Below are 16,944 nucleotides of genomic sequence, written 5' to 3'. Positions count from 1 at the left end.
TTCACTTGCTGAAGGCTGGAGAGTTCTTCGCGAAGAGCCGACAACTCTTGCTTCAAGCGTTTGTTGAACATGGGAAAGCACCGATGGGCAGAGATAGAAAGCGGCATGCAGCCTAGCCATCGGCCTTGGGAATACTTTCTGAAGAGTGTTTCAGGCTTGTCCTACAAAAATAGTTGTCATATCCGCCGCGCCACTTTCGATCAAATGGCGCCCGCCGCCGGGCAACTGCCTGTTCTGGACATGCGCGCACCGAAATACAACGCGCTGCTCACGCCCACCGCGCCCATCACTGCGCAGAAAATCACGCAGATCCAAGGGCTCCAAGGCATCAGGCCAATCAGCAACAGCGGTGTGATACTCGCCCACGCGGCGTAGGCAATGTTGTACGTGAAGGAAATCCCTGAAACGCGAATCCGCGCCGGAAACAGGCTGACCATGACCGACGGCACCGCACCGACCACGCCGCAACCGAGGCCGGCAATCGCGTACGCCAGACCGATCCAGTTGCTGCCAATGATCAGGCTGGTATAGAGCACGCCAATGCCCAGTGGCAGCAACAGGCTGTATAGCATCACGGTGCGCCAGGCGCCGATGCGGTCGACCAGCAACCCGGCGAGCACACAGCCGACGTTAAGGAACACGATGCCCAGCGCACTCAGGGCGAAGGTGTGGCTGGCGGTCATGCCGAAGGTTTTCTGCATCATGGTCGGGGTAATGACCACGAACACCACCACCGCCGAGGTCAGCACGCAGGTAAGAATCATCGCCGGTAAAATGGCCAGGCGATGCTCACGCAGAACCGTGCGCAATGGCAGTTCGACGGCGGCATCACGCTTGGCCTGCATCGCCATGAACACCGGGGTTTCGCTGAGCCAGCGGCGAAGCCAGACGCCTATCACGCCAAATACGCCACCCAGCAGGAACGGGTAACGCCATGCGTAATCGAGGATTTCCGCCGGGGTGAACGCCTGTGCCAGAAAGGTCGCCGTCAGCGCGCCGATCAAGTAACCAAAGGTCAGTCCCGCCTGCAGGAAACCGAGTGCATAACCACGGTGCGCGACCGGTGCGTGTTCGGCGACGAAGACCCAGGCACTCGGTACTTCACCGCCCACCGCCGCGCCTTGCAGAATGCGCAGGGCCAACAGCAGCAGCGGCGCGAAATAGCCGATCTGGGCGTAGGTCGGCATGATGCCGATCAGCAGGCACGGCAGCGCCATCATCAGAATGCTCAGGCTGAAGACTTTCTTGCGCCCCAGCCGGTCAGCGAAATGCGCCATCAGGATCCCGCCCAACGGCCGCGCCAGATAACCGGTCACGAAAATCCCGAAACTTTGCAGCAGGCGCAGCCATTCAGGCATTTCCGGCGGAAAGAACAGCTGGCTGAGGGTCAGGGCGAAAAACACGAAAATGATGAAATCGTAGATTTCCAGCGCACCACCGAGGGCCGCGAGGCCGAGGGTCTTGTAGTCCGAGCGGCTGAACGGTGCCGGGCGCGAATCGTTATGGGCTGTCATCAAAAAAACTCTGGTGTAGGCAAAAAACCAAGGCGCCCATGGTCTACGCAAACGCGCCAGTGGACAACCCGTTAGACCAAAGTCTCAGCCAGGTAAAACTTCGTCACAAAACATGACCGTTTGATTTACTGTTGGCACCTGTCCAGACGGGCCTCTGCGGCCTGGAAGACCACAACAAACATAAAAATAGAGGTACTCCCGTGGCTGCTGATATCGAAGATACCCGCTCTGCCCGCTTTGCCCTGCGCTGTTCAAGTTTTGCCGAACGCTGGTTTCCCGATTCCTGGGTGTTCGCCGCGCTGGCGGTGATTATCGTCGCCGTCGCCACCCTGTTCATGGGCGCCAAGCCCACCGACGCGGCCATGGCGTTCGGTGACGGGTTCTGGAGCCTGATCCCGTTCACCATGCAAATGGCGTTCGTGGTGATCGGCGGCTATGTGGTCGCCAGCTCGCCGCCTGCCGTGAAGCTGATCGACCGTCTGGCGCGAATCCCGAAGAACGGTCGTTCCGCCGTGGCGTGGGTGGCGCTGATTTCCATGGTCGCGTCGCTGCTGAACTGGGGTTTGTCGCTGGTGTTCGGCGGCTTGCTGGTGCGCGCCCTCGCCCGCCGTGTCGATCTGAAAATGGATTACCGCGCGGCCGGCGCCGCAGCGTATTTGGGCCTTGGCGCCGTGTGGGCCTTGGGCCTGTCGTCGTCCGCCGCCCAATTGCAGGCCAACCCGGCCAGCCTGCCGCCGTCGATTCTGTCGATCACCGGGGTGATTCCTTTCACACAGACGATCTTTCTCTGGCAGTCCGGCGTGATGTTGCTGGCGCTGATCGTGATTTCGCTGATCATTGCCTACGCCACCGCACCCGGCCCGAACTCGGCCCGTGATGCCAAAGCCTGCGGCATCGATCCAAGCTTCAACCTGCCGCCACTGCAACCGCGCACTCGCCCCGGCGAATGGCTGGAACACAGCCCGTTGCTGACGATTCTGCTGGTGTTGCTGGCAGCCGGGTGGCTGTTCCACGAGTTCTCGACCAAACCGGCGATCAGCGCGATTTCCGGGCTGAACACCTACAACTTCCTGTTCATCATGCTCGGCGCCCTGCTGCACTGGCGCCCGCGCAGTTTCCTCGATGCGGTGTCCCGCGCGGTTCCGACCACCACCGGCGTACTGATCCAGTTCCCGTTGTACGGCTCGATCGCCGCGCTGATGACCACGGTCAAAGGCACTGACGCGCAAACCCTGGCTCACCACATCTCGACCTTTTTCGTACAAATTGCCTCCCACGACACTTACGCGCTGCTGATGGGCGTGTACTCGGCGATCCTCGGATTCTTCATTCCGTCGGGCGGCGGCAAGTGGATCATCGAAGCGCCGTACGTGATGCAAGTGGCCACCGACCTGAACTACCACCTGGGCTGGGCCGTGCAGATCTACAACGCCGCCGAAGCCCTGCCGAACCTGATCAACCCGTTCTACATGCTGCCATTGCTGGGCGTGCTGGGGTTGAAGGCGCGGGACTTGATCGGGTTTTCGTTCGTGCAACTGCTGGTGCACACGCCGCTGGTGCTGTTTCTGCTGTGGGCGTTGGGGACGACGCTGACGTATACGGCGCCGGTGATGCCGTAAACGGAGTTGATTGCACCTGTTGTGAGGCAGGTGCAATCAGCCTTGATCGGTGGGTAACACCTTCAGAAGTTCAAGCAAAGCGGCTTGGACTTTATTCCACACCACTAGTAGCCGTGAGCAATGCGATTGCGCATGGACGAGCCTGCTCAAGCACTTGCTGGCGAAACTTCACTGGAGGATCGCCGGGCGTCAGCAGATCTACACTCACCCCCAACAAATCCTCGAGTTCGACCTGAAGACCGCCAAGATCGAAAAGCGTGGCGCCTGGCAGTGCATCTACCCGCAAATCAAGGTCACTCCGCTCTTTATCCGTTCCGAGCAGTGCCGAACCAAACACGCGAGGATTGGCTGTACGAAAGCGGCCTACAACCTCGCGAACGGCTGCTCGTTGCAGATCAAGAGCGGTGGAGGGCTTCATTTTTCACCTTTACCCAGTGCAGTATTGCGCCAGTCCAGCAGTGCTTGAGAGAGGTAAACACTGCGCCACTGGTAACCTGACCTGTCACATCCCACTGTACCCGCCTCCGCTTCAGAGGCCCACACGCTGAAAAGGATCTGAGCATGTTCAAACTCGCAGGACTCACTCTCGCGGCCCTCACCCTGAGTGCCGCCGCCCATGCGGACGCCGATCTGAAGCTGGGCAGCACCGAGCGCGTCACCCGGCTGTTTGCTTACCCCAACAACTGCAACGTGATCTGCTTTCGCAACTGGACGCTGGAGCAAACCGTCGAGCATTACCTGACGCAAAGCGTGCAGCGCGATGGTTACAGTGATGCGAAGGTGCAGGTCAAAACCGATAACGATCAACTCTATGCCGCGATCACCGGGGTGCCCCGGGGCTATGAAAAGCCGTTGGCGGCGCTGCTCGATGCAGGCGACCTGGCCTACACCGGCGCCAGCAAGCTGAATGCCGACGGCAAATGGGCTTACAGCTGGTATTTGTTCCTGCCGCTGGGCATGGCGCTGGAGAACCGCAGAAGCGTCGAGTTGCTGCACTTCCCGCCGGATTACTCTCTGACCCAGGCGCAGGATTACCTGAAGTCGGCCACCACTGATCGGTGGGCCACGTTGCTGACGGTCAACGGGATCGCTGCCGATCAGACGCCGGCATTCCAGACCATCATCGACATCGCCCCGATTGCCGCGCCCTCCAACGCCGGCAAGGATCTGGAAGGCGTCTACGACTACTTCAAGGACTACCAGACCACCATGGTCAAGGAAGTCAGCCAGAACGCCAGCGGTACCACGCTGCCGATGGTCGCGTTCGGTGCGCCGGTACGCAACTGGATCAAGCAGCAATATGGGCCTACCGTAAACGTGCTGGGCCTGGCAACCATCAGTCCGAAGGACGGGGTAAAAGTGCCGGTGCTGGGTTCCAACCACCCGAGCTACATCTGGTACGCCGCCGACCCGGACAGCTATTCCGGTAAGGATGCCCAGGCCCAGGCCGACGCGGCGGGCCTGAAAGTCATGGGCCAGGACTTGAGTGCCGCGTGCTGGCAGGCCGCCATGGGCCGAGACCCGGACAGCAATCCAGACATTGAACTGAGAAGTTGCACCCAGACCTGGCAGGTGGCCCAGGCCGATAAAACCTGCGAGCTGTTCTACACCTCGATCCGCAACCTGACGCCAGGACAAGCCACGGCCAAATGCTCGACGGCGCCGATCAAGACTCAGCTCAAACAGCTCAAGGTCCCGGCGCCTGCGACCGCGGTACCTGCTCCACATTTGTAAAAAGCTGAACCACGTTCCTGCGTGAGCCTTGGCTGTCGTGGGAACGCGCGTTTTTCCTCTGTCAGTTATGACAGTAGACCGGTTGTTTCTTTTGCGAGAGTCTTGGGACGTCCCCATTCGCTGCAGGGCTGACAGGATGTCAGCTGACGGAAGTCGCAGCGCCCCGCCGACAAGGATTGTTATGAAAGCCCACGCTGAACAAGCACTACCCCCACCGCCGTCCAAAGGCATCTACCCGTTTATTGAGCTGCCGTTGAGCCTTGGATTCCCCTCCCTGGAAGATTTTCAGATCGTCTATAGCCCTCAGGCAAAGGCAAAAGCCGTCTGCGCTCTGCGGGAGTTTCCACGCCTGAGTCGAATCTGCCGGGTTTCCGGACATCTATTGCCGTATCGCTGTCGACATACCCGGCAAATGGCGCCGGGCATCCACGTGTACGACCCACGGTTCTGTGGATTGCTCAGCCACGCCTGCGACCCCAACACCTTTCTCGACATGAGCGAGCTATGGTTATGGGCGCTGAAAGACATCAGGAAAGGCGATCGGCTGACGATTGACTTAGCCATGACCGAAGACAAGCTGCAGCGGCAATTCGCCTGCCGCTGCGCCTGTCCTTGCTGCCGAGGCTGGATCACTGGCTACGACGAAACACCGAATGTCGATGGCCAGTCGTTCTTCCAGCATTGGCGTCGGTGAAGCCTTTGCTGATGTTATTTACAGCGGCTCGAACGGACGCAGGCGGTACTGTGGCGGCAACTGCTCAAAACCACTGATGGTTGCGTTCAGGCTCTTCCACCGACCGTCCTTGATGCCATAGATGCAGCCGTGAATCGACAGTTTCTGCCCGCGGTGCCAGGCATTTTGAACAATGCTGGTGTGCCCGACGTTGGCCACTTGCTGGATCACGTTGAGTTCGCAGAGGCGATCAACCTGCTCCTCCTCGGTAGGCAGTTTGGAGAGTTCTTCACGCTTTTCGTAATAAAGATCGCGAATAGAACGCAGCCAGCCGTCGATCAAGCCAAATTGGCGATCCTGCATCGAGGCGCGCACACCCCCGCAGCCATAATGGCCGGTAACAAGGATGTGTTTGACCTTGAGCACGTCAACCGCGTACTGAATTACCGACAGGCAATTGAGGTCGGTGTGCAGCACCACGTTGGCTACGTTGCGGTGGACGAACAGGTCGCCGGGCAGCATGCCGACAATCTCGTTCGCCGGCACGCGGGCGTCGGAGCAGCCGATCCAGAGGAACTCCGGTGTTTGCTGACGGGCCAGTTTGGCGAAGAAGTCAGGATCTTCTTTAGTGATCGCGTCAGCCCAGCGCTCGTTGTTATCAATCAGATCTTGTAATTCGTTCATGCAATGAAGCCTCGATAATGATGCGCAGCTTTGACAGACAACCGTCCGTCGGGGTCACGCGCGAGATGCAGATTGCCGCTGATGCATATTACCTGAACGCCATGGCGGTTGAATTCTGAGGAACCCAGTGGGTCCACCGTAGTAAGGCCCACAGTATGAGGAATTGCCATGACTGATTCACGACGTCCGTTCGATGCGGTGCAACCCGAGCCCATCGACGACAACGAAGACCGCATGGGCTCGATGCATGAGCTGGATTTCGATGAGGAAGAACCTAGTGCCAAAATCGGCGATGAACTGCCGGAAAACGAGCGCGAGCAACTCATGCCGCGCGAGCGCGTGCGCGAAGCCGGCATGACTGGCGCCTCGACCGCCGACCATGAGTCTACCGATGATGACATGAGCCCGGAAACACTGATCCGTGAAGACGGTGCGCGGGATGCCCATGAGGCGGGTGAAGGAGGCCAGGCCGATTGGGATTTGAGCGTTGTCGATGAAGATGACATCGGCGGGGGTAATGGTCTGGATGAGGAGGAATTGGCGAAGCGGGAACCGATGGATGGGAATCGGTGAGTCTGTAATTCTTTGACTCTGTGGCGAGGGAGCTTGCTCCCGTTCGGTTGCGAAGCAGTCGCATAGATTATGACCTGCTCACGATCAGGCCCGCTTCGCGGCCCAGCGGGAGCAAGCTCCCTCGCCACAATGGTTATGCGTCAGTCAACCAGGGTGCAGGCCATGACCACCGCGTCTTCGCGCCCGCCCACCGCCGGATAATAATCCCGACGCCGGCCAATCTCGTTAAACCCATACCGCTCATACAGCCGAAACGCCGGCCGATTGCTGTCGCGCACTTCCAGAAAACATTCCCGCGCCTCAGCCTTGCAGGCAATCGCCATCAGGTGCTCCAGCAGCGTCAAACCCAGCCCACGCCCCTGACTTTCCGGTTTGACGGTGATGTTCAGCAGGTGCGCTTCATCAAGAATGATCTGCACCACGCCGTGCCCGACCTGTTGCGAACCTTCAAACATAAGCCAGATCTGGTACTTGCCCAGCCCATCGAGAAAAATCCCGCGGGTCCACGGATGGCTGTACGCCGCGTATTCGATTTTCAGCACAGCGTCCAGGTCCGCCTCGGTCATCGGGCGAAACGATACAGCGTCACTCATTCGATTCTTTCCAGCGCGCCATCAGCCGACGCATGGCTTGCCAGACATCAGCCTTACGCTGTGGCTCTTCCATTAATAATTCCAGACCCGGCAGGGCCCAGACCGTACCCAGGCCGTCGACCTGGAGTTCACGGTTGAAGGATTCGGCATTTGCCTCTGCGGCGAAACGTACCGCCGGCAGGCCGATCAGCCACACACAGACGCAGGGTGCGTCTTCCAGGCGGGCCGAGAGAAAACCTTGCACAAAATCACGAGCGGCTTCCGGGCCTTGATCCATCGTACCTCGGGCCAGCAGCGGCCAGCGCACCGGTTCGCCGACGATCTGCGGGCTGTCCGGCAGACCGGCGGCGCGCAGCATGTCCTTGAGCAGCAGATACGCGGGGTCGCGGGTCTGGAAGGTTTCGCCTGTGGGTAACTCCACCAGCAGCAGGCAGCGACCGGCGCGCAACAGTTGCAGGGCGAATCGCGGCGGTGGCACGACGGGCGCCTTGACCGCGACCGGTGCCTCCTCTTCTTCAACCTTGGCGTTGTCACGCGTGCTGGCCAATGATGGCCGCGGCACCTCTATTTTTACCCGTTCGGCCGGTTTGACCACCGGTTCCGCGGGCGCATCGACCACTGGCGCCAGCGCCACCGGTGCGACGACCAATGGCTCGGGCATCTCCAGTAGCTCTGGCCGCGAAGGCGCGGCAAAGGGCAATTCGGTGCGCGGCAGCCAGTTGACCACCTGCATGGCGGTCAAATAAGCGCGACGACGGGACTCGATTAGCAAAGGTCGGCCACTTGTGGATAACTAAAGTGCGCTGATTCTACCGCCCTTCGCTCAAGATCGCCCGCGCTGTTGGTCGATAGACTTCACCGACAGTCTTTCCACCTAATCGCATCGCCCCCGATGCAGTACAATCGCGGCTTTTAATCGCCAACCAGCCGGCCATTCCGATGATCGAACCCAAGCGCGTCTTGCGCGCCCTCGCTGAACACTGGGCACTTCTGGAGCCACTGTGCGAGCACTTCGACCAAGGCACACTGAGCCTCAACGAACTGCGCACGCAATTGGCCGCCCAGCAACTCGACAGTACGCCGCAGGACATCACCAGTCTGCTGGACGTGTGGATCCGCCTCGACATTCTGGTTCCCGTGGCGAAAAGCCCGAACCGTTTCGAGCTCAACGCGCAAATCCACGACTTCCTCGCTTACCTGCGCCGAGAGCACCGTCTGGGCCTGTGCCTGGAAATCGAAGCCTATTTGCGCCACCTCGAACGCCTGGCCGGTTACATCCAGGACGCCTTCGACATCCGCGACGGCCACGACCTGGCGCGCCAGTTGCGCCTGCTCGACATGCGCGTACGGGATGTATTGAAGAAACTCGCCAACGACGAACAGGCCCTGGTGGCCGTGGCCGAGCGCGCCAAGACCAGCGACCGGCAGATTCCCCTGCGTCAGCGTTACGCTGAAGTACTGGCGACCTGGGACGAATACGTCGAACCGATGATTCAGTTGGTGAACGCTGACGGCGCCTTCGAGCAAGGCGTGCGCAAGGTCGAAAATGTCCTGCTGAAGATGCTCACCGAGCAGCAACGCCTCGGCCACCTGGTCGATGACGACATGCTGCTGCGCACCCACGCGCGCATCCTCGAAATGCAAACCAGCGCCCAATTGACCCTGCGTCATGCCCGCGAACTGCTGCTGCCGCTGCGCGAAGAAGCCCGTCGTCACAACGCCGTGACCCGTGGCGCGGCGCTGGCCTTGTCGGCCATTCGTCGCAAAGGCATCGATGCGGTGCCGCAAGCGGCAATGCCGATGTTCACTCGGCCGCAAAGCACCTTCCTCGGCAGCGCCAGTCAGGTCGAAGCCTATGTTTACGCATTGGCCCGTTTCGAGCCAAAGCCAGCACGCTTCCCCAAGGCCCACAAGACCCAGAAAGGCGAAGCACCGCGTGCGCCACGCACCGTTCGGGAAATGCTCGAACGCTGCGAAGATGCCCTGCCGATGCCGGACCTGATGAGCTGGTTGCTGGAGCAGGAGCCGGACGGCGCCACCGACGAACTGCTTTATTGGTTCTCTCGCCTGTCACGGGAAAAACGTTTCAAACGCGAGCGTCTGGAACGCCGCGATTACCACACTCACGAGCACCAGGTCAGCCTGCGCTCCTTCGCCCTGCTCTCGGCCCGCGATACCGCCGCCGAGGATTCTGCGAGCATCCCACATGCATCTTGATCTATCCGAACTGTCCCAGCTGGCGCCGATCTTTCGCGAGCTGTTCAAGGGCTACCACGTCAGCCGCCGCGATCCGGAGCTGTACGCACAACTGTCGAACTTCCAGGATCAGTACCGCACGCTGTTCAAGGCGTTGGGTTTTGAACTGGTCTGCGATACAAGGGGTTTCTACTACTTCGTGCCGGACCTCGCCGCCGCTGCGGTGAACAAGACTGCGCAACGTCTGGCGCTGTTCACCTTCATCCTCGTCGAGCATCTGGCCGATCAGGGCCGTGACCCGATTGCCGTGCTCGACGGCGGCAGCCTCGGTCGCGACGAACTGCCGTCGTTGCTGGAAAAGTACCGCGACCTGTTCATTCAGGCTGAAGTGCAGACTGTCGAAGAACTCGAAGAAAAAATCATGCGCCGCATGACGCAGCTCGGTTTCGCCGGCGAAGAAAACGGCGTTTACCGTTTCCTGCCGCCGATGCACCGTTTCCTCGATGTTTGCCTGTCGGTCCAGCAGGACCGTGACCTGGCCGCCAGCCTGCACAGCGTGTTGCCGCTGCCGGTTCCGGTGCTGATCGACGACGACAGCGACGAAAAACTGTTGCAGACCGATGATCCGCTGGACCTCAGCGATTTCGCTGAAGAAAGCGAAGAAGACGCCATGGCCCGCGCCATTGCCGAAGAACAGGAGACCGACGCATGAGCAAGGAACGCTACGGCATCCGCCGCTTTGCCCTTTTGAATACCGCCGGTTACAGCCTCGGCCTGTTCCCGCTGGAAGAACCGCTGTCGGTCTACGGCGCGAACAACCTCGGTAAATCCGCCTCGATCAACGCGCTGCAATTCCCGATTCTGGCGCGCATGTCGGACATGAGTTTCGGCAAGTACAGCCTGGAACAATCCCGGCGCTTCTACTTCGCCTCGGACACCAGTTACATCCTCGTTGAAGTCTCGCTGCCCCACGGTCCGCACGTGATCGGTGTGGTCGGTCGCGGCCCGGGCGGTGGTTTCGGCCATCAGTTCTTTGCCTACGCCGGCAAACTGGATCTGGCGCATTACCAGAAAAACGACACCTGCCTGCGTCAGAAAGAGCTGTTTACCAACCTTGAACGCGAGGGCCTGAAGGCCTACGAACTCAAGCCGGATGAACTGCGTCGCTTGCTGGTCGGCGGCCACACGTCGATCCCGCTGGATTTGACCCTGATCCCGCTGCGCTCCACCAGCGAACAGAGCCTGAAGACCTTCCGCGCTCTGTTCATCAACCTGCTGCACATGCGCGAAATCACCGCTGCCAAACTCAAGCAGCTGTTCCTCGATGCCTTCGAACACAGCCTGCGTTCCGGCAGCGTCGATTACATCGCCGCGTGCGAAGAAGCGTTCCGCGATGTACGACGCATGGAGCAGGACTACAACTCCCTGGTCACTGCTGGTCCATTGGTTGAAGCCCTCGCGGCAGGCGTGACCCAGCGCAATATCCTGCGCGGCAAACTGCACCGGATCTCGCCGCTGCTCGATTCGTTGCTCGGCACCTGGTCGGACTACGCCAGTGCGCGCAAGGAAGAGCTGACGATTCAGGCCGAGCATTACCGTAACGAGCAGGACGCACTGCAAAACGATCAGCGTGGCGGCACTCAGGAGCTGATGCGCCTGGAGCGGGAAATCACCGGCATCCAGCGTTGGCTCGGCGAACTCTCGGCGCTGAAGAATCGCTTCGCGCTGGTCGATGACGTGAAAGTGCTGGAACAGCAGTTGCTCGCGGCCAAGGACGCTCACGATGAACTGGCCGGCGCATTGGCGCAGTCGCGGCAATTCTCTGCCGAAGACCTGGAAGAACGTCTGCGGGATCTGGAAAAACGCCTGAAGTCGGTCAAGCAGCAACTCGATCATGCCGACAACAACAGCTACGCCCGCCTGCGCGAAGAGTTCTCGCAACAGGATGTCGAGCGCCTGATGCGCCTGTTCAACAGCGCATTGTTCAGCCTGCCGCTGGGCGAGCACGGCATCGCGCTGGACGAAGACGGTCAGTGGGTCAAATCCATGGAGCTGATCCTCGACGGTTTCAAAGGCGAACGCTTCGAAGTGCCGGGCCTGTCCATCGACCTCTCGCACATCGAACCTCCGGCGTTGCAGGCGCTGGCTGACCGTGCAGCATTGCGCGATCAGAAAGAGCGTCTGGACAAAGAACTCAAGCAACTGAAAACCCAGCAAGCCGTGGCCGCCGACCGCGCCGCGAGCAAGACCCAGACCGAAGCGCTGTACCAGCAAGTGCTGGACGCGCAAAAAGCCCTGGAAGATTTCCGTCGCGCGCAAACCCTGAGCGCCGAAGAAGGCGACAAGCTTGAGCAACTGGCACAGATGGAAGCGGCACAGGACGAGTTGAAGCGTTCCAGCGACGCCTTCACCGAACGCGTCCAGCAACTGTCGGCCAAGCTGCAACTGGTCGGCCGACAGATCGGCGACATGGAAGCCAAGCAGCGCACCCTCGACGACGCCCTGCGCCGCCGCCAACTGCTGCCGGCAGACCTGCCGTTCGGCACGCCGTTCATGGACCCGATCGACGATTCCATGGACAACCTGCTGCCGCTGCTCAACGACTATCAGGACAGCTGGCAGGGTTTGCTGCGCAGCGATGGCCAGATCGACGCGCTATACGCTCAGGTGCGCCTCAAGGGCGTGGCCAAGTTCGACAGCGAAGACGATATGGAGCGTCGCCTGCAACTGCTGATCAACGCCTATGCGCATCGCACGGACGAAGCCCTGACCCTCGGCAAGGCACGTCGCGCGGCGGTCACCGACATCGCCCGGACCCTGCGCAATATCCGCAGCGACTACGACAGCCTCGAGCATCAACTGGCGCTGTTCAACCGCGAGATCAACAAGCGTCAGGTCTCCAACCTGCAGAGCTTCCGTATCGTCCTCGCGCCGAACAAGGAAGCGTTGAAGCACATCGACCAGATCATCCACAGCGCCGGCCAGTACGAAGAAGGCGAAACCCTTTCCGTGTTCGACTTGAGCCAGAGCGCCGATCAGGACAACAAGAACGAAGAAGCCAAGGAATACCTGGCGCGCCTGGTGGCCGCGAACCACAACCAGCTCGGTCTCAAGGACTTGTTCGAACTGGCGTTCGAGATCACCAAGGTCAACGGTCAGCCGGTGATTCATACCGACATCGATGGCGCCGCGTCCAACGGCACCACGATGACCATCAAGGCGTTGACCAACATGTACTTGTTGCTGCACTTGATGGACCGCGACCAGGCCGGCCGCGTGCGCCTGCCGTACTACCTCGACGAGGCAGCGGACATCGACGAGAAGAACCAGGCAGCGCTGCTGGAAACCAGTCTGCAACTGGGCTTCGTGCCGATTCTGGCGAGCGTGAAACCTCAGGTCTGTGCCAGTGTTGCGATTGACCTGGAAGGCGGGAGCGGGCCGAACGGCATCTACATTGATGAGGCGGACTGGAAGTACATTCGTCGTCACGATGAGGTGAAGGCTGCCGTTAACGTTGAAGCAGACGAGCCGGAGCTGGATGCGGTCTGATTTGGGTTAATTGAAGTCAATAAAAAGGCCGCGATCCAAATGGATCGCGGCCTTTTTATTGCGTGGGATTTTTAGTGAACTTTAGGGCCGCATCGCGGGCAAGCCCGCGAAAGCGTCCTCACAAACGCCCACTCAGGTACTTGCTATTTGCCGAGGGAAATCTTCGGCGCCCAGGTCAGCCATTCATCTTCAAACTTGTCGAACAACGGGAACGTCTGCTCAGGCCGTGCCGGGCTGCCCATGCGATCACCGTCCGGGGTGGCGAAGGCAATGCCGCCCTGAATCAACGTCTCCAGCGACTCGGTGCGCACCGTCGCCCCCTTGAACAAACCGTAGTCGAAACCAAAACCGCTGGTGTTCCAGAAACGTGTGCCGCTGCGCACCAACGGTGCGTATTTCGGTTCGATCAGAATGTGTACCAGAACACGGTCAGCGGTCTGGCCGAGTTCATAACCCGTCACCTTGCCCACCGTGACCTCGCGATAGGTCACCGGCACACCGGTTTTCAACGAGCCACGGCGAGCGGCGCTCAGGACCAGGCTTAAACCGGGTTCCTGTTTGGCGGTTTCCGGTGCATTCGCCAGGGCGACGAAGTTTTTCTGTGGGCCAAGGTTCTTCGCTGCAGGCTGCACTTCGATGTACTGGCCAGTCACCAGGGTTTCCAGGTTCGAGGTCTTGATCAGACCCAGCTCGGGTTTGACCACCCAGAACTGACTGCCGACGCGGGCAATGCGCTCCGGCACTTCGGTGATCCGCGCGGTCAGCAGCACCGATTGCAAATCATCACTGAGGTCGACGTCTTCAATCTTGCCCACATCCAGGCCTTTGAATCTCACAGGAGTGCCGCTGCGCAAACCATCGGCACGATCGACCTTGATCGTAACCACGGTGCCTTTCTGGTTGGCTTCGTCATGGCTGGCGAACAGACGGAAACGTGGAATGCGTTTTTGCAATGGCGCTTTGGCTTGCGGTGTTTCGAAGGCGATACCGCCGGCCATCAGGCTTTGCAGCGACTCACTTTTGACCTGGATTCCTCCGGTCAATCCACCCGTGAGCGTAATACCGCTGGCGTTCCAGAAACGGGTTGAGGCGTTAACCAGCCCTTCGTATTCCTTCTCGATGTGCACGCCAATCACCAACTGTTTCTTGGTGCGCGAGAACTGATAGCTCTGGACCGAACCGACCTTGACCTGCTTGTAGAGAATCGGGCTGCCGACTTCCAGTGAGCCGAGGTTCTCGGTGAACAGCACCAGGTGCAGGCCCGGTGCACGCAAGTCGAGCGGCGGCGCTTTCGGCCTCGCCACGAATTCGCGCTGCGGAGCTGCCCCCTTGTCCCCTGGGCGCACGGCAATGTAGTTACCTTTGACCAGCGCTTCGAGACCGGTAATGCCCGCGAGGGAGATCGAGGGTTTGACCACCCAGAACTGGGTGCCATCAACGAGGTAATCCTCAGCCAGCGGATCAAGGGTCAATTCCGCGGTGGCACTGGACAGATCAGGATCGATCTTGAGCGCTTTGAGCGTGCCGACCTGAATGCCTTTGTACATCACCGGCGTCCGGCCAGCCTGCATGCCTTCGAAGTCACTGAGTTTGACCTTGACCCGGATACCGGCTGCGGCGGCATCGAAATCTTCGTAGAGACGAAATGGCAGGCTCGGATCGGTGGGCGGGCTGTCCTTGCGGTTCTCCGGCGTGGCGAAGGCGATACCGCCGGCGACGATGCTCGCCAGGGATTCGCTGCGCACTTTCACACCGGACAGGTTAGCGTCGATGCTGATGCCGCTGGCATTCCAGAAACGCGTGTGTTTGCGCACCAGCTTGGCGTAGGTGGGCTCGATGAACACCTTGAGCTCAACGGTACTTTGGTCTTCGGACAACAGGTAGCTTTTGATCTGGCCGACCCTGATCTGCTTGTAGAACACCGGGCTGCCACGGTTCAGCGAGCCAAGGCGATCAGCCTTGATGGTCAGGTGCAGACCGGGTTGGGCGTCAGACAGCGGCGGCTCTTCGGCCAGCGCCTTGAACTTGCGCGTAGGTTCCCCTTCGCCCGGACTGATCGCCACATAGTTACCGGAGACCAGGGTTTCCAGCCCTGTGATACCGGCCAGGGTCACGCTCGGCTTGACGAGCCAGAAGCGTGTACTGGTGCGCAGGTATGGCTCCACGTCCTTGTTCATCTCGACGGTGGCGATCACCCCTTTTGAGGCGCCTTCATCGTCGAGCGTGAGGGTTTTCACCTTGCCGACCGACATGCCTTTGTAAACGACTTCAGTCTTGTTGGCCTGAATGCCTTCACCACTCTCGAAACGCACCTGAATCTCGATGCCGGTTTCGCTGTAGGCACGCCAGCCGAGCCAACCGCCAATGATCAGAGCGATCAGGGGCAACACCCAAATGGCGGACCAGTTCGAGGCCGGTCGGGTTTTCGCTGTAGGCAAATCAGTCATGGTCGTCGTCCGACTCCGTGTTATCCCAAATCAGTCGGGGATCGAAAGTTACTGCGGCAAGCATCGTCAAAATCACCACACTGGCGAAAGCGATGGCGCCAAGATTGGCTTCGACACTGGCAAGCCGTCCAAAATTCACGACGGCCACCAGGATAGCGATCACAAAAATATCGAGCATCGACCAACGGCCGATGAACTCGATAAAGCGGTACATCCAGATGCGTTGGCGTGCAGAAAGTGGCTGGCGGCGCTGCACGGAAAACAGCAGCAAGGCGATGCCCACCAGTTTGAACGTCGGTACCAGAATACTGGCGATGAAAACCACGGCGGCGATGGGAATCATGCCGTGCTGAACCAGTTGGATCACACCGGACATGATGGTGCTCGGATCGCCCTGACCCAGAGAGCTGACCGTCATGATCGGAAGCACGTTGGCTGGGATGTAGAGCACCGCGGCCGTCACCAGCAGCGCCCATGTGCGCATCACACTGTTCGGGCGACGCGCGTGAACCAGCGCACCACAACGAGTGCAGACCTGTTCGTCGGTGTCAGCGTCCTGCTTGTTCAACTCATGGCATTCGGTACAAATCAGAATGCCTGCATCAATCGCCCGCATGGGCATCCTCTCCTGATAAAGCCTGCCAGATCTGATGAGGCGACATCACAACTTCCAGCCAAACCTGAACCAACAACAAACCGATAAAGCACGCCAGGCCAAGACCGACAGTGATTGCTGCCATATCTGCCAGTTTGACGATCGCCACCAGAACGCCCATGAGGTAAACCTCGAGCATCCCCCAGTCTCGTAAATGGTGATAAATCCGATAGAGCAGCAAACCGTAACTACGGCCGACATCAAAACGAATACTCAGCAGCACGGCCAGTTGGCAGAGCAGCTTGAGTAGCGGAATTCCCATGCTGCACAGAAACACGATGACCGACACACCTTGCATCCCGGTATCGAACAGACCGACAACGCCGGTCCAGACAGTGTCTTGTGACGACTGCCCGAGTAGATTGAGCTGCATGATGGGTAAAAAGTTCGCAGGGATGTACAACAACAGTGCGGCGAGGACCAAGGCGAGACTGCGTTGCACAACATTGTGCCGATGGGCGTAGAGCTCGTAGCCGCAGCGCGGACACAGGGCTTTCTCGCCATGGGCGAGCTCGGGCTTGCGCATCAGCAAGTCGCACTCATGACACGCCACCAAGTCGTCCAGCGGTAATTCTGACAGCCCGGAGGCGTCAACCGGATCTGGCATAAAGGCTATGACTCCGAAAAAGTTGGATCTATTCTAGTGTCATGAGTCGAAAATAACTGTGCAAATTTGTGCAGGTCCGAATCGTGCTTTTATTCCGGAC

General features: G+C 59.6%; 15 protein-coding genes. 7 read left to right on the top strand and 8 right to left on the bottom strand.

The window, feature by feature from the left end; translation table 11 throughout:
• Window positions 1–200: 200 nt before the first annotated feature.
• Window positions 201–1,514: an MFS transporter gene (locus ACM6IQ_RS29385; RefSeq protein ID WP_017340771.1), complete on the bottom strand. Its 1,314-nt coding sequence runs from the start codon at window positions 1,512–1,514 to the stop codon at window positions 201–203.
• 200 nt (window positions 1,515–1,714) lie between these two features.
• Here ACM6IQ_RS29385 and ACM6IQ_RS29380 point away from each other — a divergent pair, with 200 nt between their 5' ends.
• Complete coding sequence (locus ACM6IQ_RS29380) at window positions 1,715–3,133, top strand: short-chain fatty acid transporter (RefSeq protein ID WP_008037184.1); 1,419 nt, start codon at window positions 1,715–1,717, stop codon at window positions 3,131–3,133.
• A 91-nt stretch (window positions 3,134–3,224) separates the two neighbouring features.
• Here the strand turns inward: ACM6IQ_RS29380 and ACM6IQ_RS29375 are convergent, their stop codons facing one another.
• A complete protein-coding gene (locus tag ACM6IQ_RS29375) occupies window positions 3,225–3,551 on the bottom strand; it encodes a nucleotidyltransferase family protein (protein WP_414880517.1) in 327 nt (108 codons plus the stop codon).
• 143 nt (window positions 3,552–3,694) lie between these two features.
• On the opposite strand from ACM6IQ_RS29375, the gene ACM6IQ_RS29370 reads away from it, so the two are divergent.
• A complete protein-coding gene (locus ACM6IQ_RS29370; RefSeq protein WP_017340773.1) occupies window positions 3,695–4,867 on the top strand; it encodes a hypothetical protein in 1,173 nt (390 codons plus the stop codon).
• Window positions 4,868–5,048: 181 nt separating this feature from the next.
• The gene (locus ACM6IQ_RS29365; protein ID WP_414880516.1) at window positions 5,049–5,561 is read left to right on the top strand and encodes a lysine methyltransferase; all 513 of its coding nucleotides are present in this window, start codon (window positions 5,049–5,051) and stop codon (window positions 5,559–5,561) included.
• An 18-nt stretch (window positions 5,562–5,579) separates the two neighbouring features.
• On the opposite strand, the gene can is transcribed toward ACM6IQ_RS29365, so the two are convergent.
• On the bottom strand, window positions 5,580–6,224 hold the full coding sequence (can, locus tag ACM6IQ_RS29360; protein ID WP_017340775.1) for a carbonate dehydratase: 645 nt from the start codon (window positions 6,222–6,224) through the stop codon (window positions 5,580–5,582).
• A gap of 168 nt (window positions 6,225–6,392) precedes the next feature.
• Between can and ACM6IQ_RS29355 the strand changes: the two genes are divergently transcribed.
• Window positions 6,393–6,797, top strand: coding sequence for a hypothetical protein (locus ACM6IQ_RS29355; protein ID WP_017340777.1), 405 nt, complete (start codon window positions 6,393–6,395; stop codon window positions 6,795–6,797).
• 140 nt (window positions 6,798–6,937) lie between these two features.
• On the opposite strand, the gene rimI is transcribed toward ACM6IQ_RS29355, so the two are convergent.
• Window positions 6,938–7,390 carry a ribosomal protein S18-alanine N-acetyltransferase gene (rimI, locus tag ACM6IQ_RS29350; protein WP_017340778.1) on the bottom strand — a complete coding sequence of 151 codons (453 nt, stop codon included), beginning with the start codon at window positions 7,388–7,390 and terminating at the stop codon, window positions 6,938–6,940.
• The gene (locus tag ACM6IQ_RS29345) at window positions 7,383–8,123 is read right to left on the bottom strand and encodes a hypothetical protein (protein WP_031319121.1); all 741 of its coding nucleotides are present in this window, start codon (window positions 8,121–8,123) and stop codon (window positions 7,383–7,385) included. The genes rimI and ACM6IQ_RS29345 overlap by 8 nt, the downstream gene beginning before the upstream one ends.
• Before the next feature lie 206 nt (window positions 8,124–8,329).
• Here ACM6IQ_RS29345 and mksB point away from each other — a divergent pair, with 206 nt between their 5' ends.
• The 3 genes from mksB to mksF are packed head-to-tail and all read left to right on the top strand — an operon-like array spanning window position 8,330 to window position 13,135.
• Window positions 8,330–9,607, top strand: coding sequence for an Mks condensin complex protein MksB (mksB, locus tag ACM6IQ_RS29340; protein WP_414880515.1), 1,278 nt, complete (start codon window positions 8,330–8,332; stop codon window positions 9,605–9,607).
• Window positions 9,597–10,298 (top strand): Mks condensin complex protein MksE, encoded by a 702-nt coding sequence (gene mksE, locus ACM6IQ_RS29335; protein WP_017340781.1) that lies wholly within the window; start codon window positions 9,597–9,599, stop codon window positions 10,296–10,298. The genes mksB and mksE overlap by 11 nt, the downstream gene beginning before the upstream one ends.
• Window positions 10,295–13,135, top strand: coding sequence for an Mks condensin complex protein MksF (gene mksF, locus ACM6IQ_RS29330; protein WP_414880514.1), 2,841 nt, complete (start codon window positions 10,295–10,297; stop codon window positions 13,133–13,135). The genes mksE and mksF overlap by 4 nt, the downstream gene beginning before the upstream one ends.
• A 143-nt stretch (window positions 13,136–13,278) precedes the next feature.
• Here the strand turns inward: mksF and ACM6IQ_RS29325 are convergent, their stop codons facing one another.
• From ACM6IQ_RS29325 to ACM6IQ_RS29315, 3 genes are read right to left on the bottom strand one after another with little or no spacing between them, the layout of a single operon-like run.
• A complete protein-coding gene (locus ACM6IQ_RS29325) occupies window positions 13,279–15,582 on the bottom strand; it encodes an intermembrane transport protein PqiB (RefSeq protein ID WP_017340783.1) in 2,304 nt (767 codons plus the stop codon).
• Window positions 15,575–16,198 (bottom strand): paraquat-inducible protein A, encoded by a 624-nt coding sequence (locus ACM6IQ_RS29320; protein WP_017340784.1) that lies wholly within the window; start codon window positions 16,196–16,198, stop codon window positions 15,575–15,577. Before ACM6IQ_RS29320 ends, ACM6IQ_RS29325 begins: the two co-directional genes overlap by 8 nt.
• Window positions 16,185–16,844, bottom strand: a complete 660-nt coding sequence (locus ACM6IQ_RS29315) for a paraquat-inducible protein A (protein WP_017340785.1) — start codon at window positions 16,842–16,844, stop codon at window positions 16,185–16,187. The genes ACM6IQ_RS29320 and ACM6IQ_RS29315 overlap by 14 nt, the downstream gene beginning before the upstream one ends.
• Window positions 16,845–16,944 lie beyond the last annotated feature (100 nt).

Source organism: Pseudomonas sp. IT-P100 (assembly GCF_949767185.1).
Classification (GTDB): domain Bacteria; phylum Pseudomonadota; class Gammaproteobacteria; order Pseudomonadales; family Pseudomonadaceae; genus Aquipseudomonas; species Aquipseudomonas fluorescens_B.
This window is presented reverse-complemented; position numbering and strand designations above follow the sequence as displayed.